Below are 2592 nucleotides of genomic sequence, written 5' to 3' on the forward strand. Positions count from 1 at the left end.
CCCGCCACGGGCGCCGGCGCCGAGCGCAGGGAGGGACGCGAGAAGGTCACGGGCACCGCCCGCTACGCCGCCGAATTCCCCTTCACGGGGCGGCTGTTCGCCCGTCCGGTGCCCGCCGCGGTCGCCCGCGGCCAGGTCAGGGGCGTGGACGTCTCGGCCGCGCTCGGCACGCCCGGCGTGGTGTCCGTACTCACCCACGAGAACGCGCCGCGGCTCGCCGAACCGGACGACGCGACCCTCGCCCTCCTCCAGAACCCGCGGGTGCCGCACCGGGGCTGGTTCGTCGCCCTGGTGGTGGCCGACAGTGCGGAGGCCGCGCGGGCCGGCGCCGCCGCCGTACAGGTCGACTGCCCGGCGGAGCCGTACGACGTGACGCTGTCCGCCGGCCATCCGGACGCCTACGTGCCCGAGGAGGCCAACGGCGGGTATCCGGCCGTCCGTGAACGCGGCGACGTCCAGGGGGCGTTCGCGTCCGCGGCCGTGCGGGTCGATGCCGGCTACCGGGTGCCGCCCCTGCACAACCACCCCATGGAGCCGCACGCCGGCACCGCGCGCTGGGACGGCGAGCACCTGACGGTGCACACCTCCAGCCAGGGCACCACGACGGTACGGGACGTGCTCGCGGAGCTGTTCGGGCTGGCGCGGGAGCGGATCACGGTGGTCGCCGAGCATGTCGGCGGCGGCTTCGGCTCCAAGGGCACGCCCCGGCCCGACGTGGTGCTCGCGGTGATGGCCGCGCTGGCGCACCCCGGACGGCCGGTCACGGTCGTCCTGCCGCGCCGCTTCATGCCCTCGTGCGTCGGACACCGGGCGCCCACCCTGCACCGGCTGCGCCTCGGCGCGGACGCCGACGGCCGGCTGACGTCCCTGGAGCACGAGGTGACCACACACACCTCGCGGGTGAAGGAGTTCGTGGAGCAGGCCGCGGTCCCGGCCCGCGTCATGTACGCCGCCCCGCACAGCCGTACGGCCCACCGCGTGGTGCCCCTCGATGTGCCGAGCCCCTCCTGGATGCGCGCGCCCGGCGAGGCGCCGGGCATGTACGCCCTGGAGTCGGCCATGGACGAACTCGCCGTGGAACTGGGCATGGACCCCGTCGAACTGCGGATCCGCAACGAGCCGGAGACGGAACCCGACAGCGGCAGGCCGTTCAGCAGCCGCCACCTCGTCGAGTGCCTGCGCGAGGGAGCCCGCCGGTTCGGGTGGGAACGGCGCGATCCGCGCCCGCGCTCGCACCCGGAGGGCCCGCTGCTCACCGGGACGGGGGTGGCGGCGGCCACCTACCCGGTGCTGGTCCTCCCGTCGGCCGCCGCGGCCCGCGCGCTGCCCGACGGGAGCTTCGTCGTCGAGGTCAACGCCACCGACATCGGCACCGGCGCCCGGACCGTCCTCGCGCAGATCGCGGCGGACGCCCTGGACGTTCCCCTGGAGGCCGTCCGTGTCCGGCTGGGCAGCAGCGACCTGCCGTCCGCGTCGATGGCCGGCGGCTCCTCCGGTACGGCGTCCTGGGGCCGGCCCGTCCACGAGGCGTGCGTCCGGCTCGCGGACCGGCTGACCGGGTTCCCCGGGCCGGTGCCGGAACACGGCCTGGCCGAGCACGCCGACACCTTCGGCGCGGCGGGCGCCGACTCTCCTTACGCCCGGCACGCGTTCGGGGCGCACTTCGCGGAGGTCGCCGTGGACACGGTGACCGGCGAGGTGCGGGTGCGCCGGCTGCTCGGGGTGTACGCGGCGGGGCGCATCCTCAACGCCCGTACCGCGCGTTCCCAGTTCGTCGGCGGCATGACGATGGGCCTGGGCATGGCGCTCACCGAGGGCAGCACGATGGACGCCGCGTTCGGCGACTTCGCGGAGTCCGACCTGGCGTCGTACCACGTGCCCGCGCACGCCGACGTACCGGACGTTCAGGCGTACTGGGTCGAGGAGGACGATCCGCACCTCAACCCCATGGGCAGCAAGGGCATCGGCGAGATCGGCATCGTCGGCACGGCCGCCGCGGTGGGCAACGCGGTCCACCACGCCACCGGCGTGCGTCTGCGGGAACTGCCGCTCACCCCGGACCGGGTGCTCACCGCCCTGCTGGAGGCCGGCCGCTGAACCCACGCCGCCCCGCCCACCTGTGCGTGGACGGGGCGGGCGGCCGGGCGGGGGTCAGTCCCGGGCGGGCAGTACCGCGGCCTTCCGGTCCGGCGCCGGGGCGCCGGCCGGGCGGCGGTCGCCCAGGAGGTGGGCGAGGAGGGCGACCGTCACCGTCACCGCGGTGGCCGTGGCGAGCGGGCCGGCGATCCACGGCGGGGCGAGGGTGGCCTCGGTGAGCGGCACCAGGCCCACCACGTCGACGCGTCCCGCGGACACCTGGGCGCCCGCGAACACCGCCGGCACCAGCACGCCCAGCACCAGCAGCGGCAGGGCGGGCCGGCGCAGCAGCGCCAGGGCGAGCAGGAGGCAGAGCCCGGACAGGGCCAGCGCGGTGGCGAGGGCGCCGACGGGCACGGCCTGGCGGTCCACGGGGACGTGGGCGACTCCGCAGAGCGCCAGCGTCACGGCGGCCGCCCAGTCCGTCCACGCGGCCCACGGTGACGGGGCGGGCGC

The 2592-nt window shown here is 76.7% G+C and carries 1 protein-coding gene and 1 pseudogene; one reads left to right on the forward strand and one right to left on the reverse strand.

Going from position 1 to position 2592, the window contains the following annotated elements; all coding sequences use genetic code 11:
* Positions 1-2097: xanthine dehydrogenase family protein molybdopterin-binding subunit (locus BZL64_RS38065; protein ID WP_086773498.1), on the forward strand; the 2097-nt coding region annotated here is incomplete at its 5' end.
* A gap of 54 nt (positions 2098-2151) precedes the next feature.
* On the opposite strand, the pseudogene BZL64_RS40055 reads toward BZL64_RS38065, so the two are convergent.
* A pseudogene (locus tag BZL64_RS40055) lies at positions 2152-2592 on the reverse strand (hypothetical protein); the annotation flags it as partial.

The organism is Streptomyces bobili, from assembly GCF_002154575.1.
Classification (GTDB): domain Bacteria; phylum Actinomycetota; class Actinomycetes; order Streptomycetales; family Streptomycetaceae; genus Streptomyces; species Streptomyces bobili.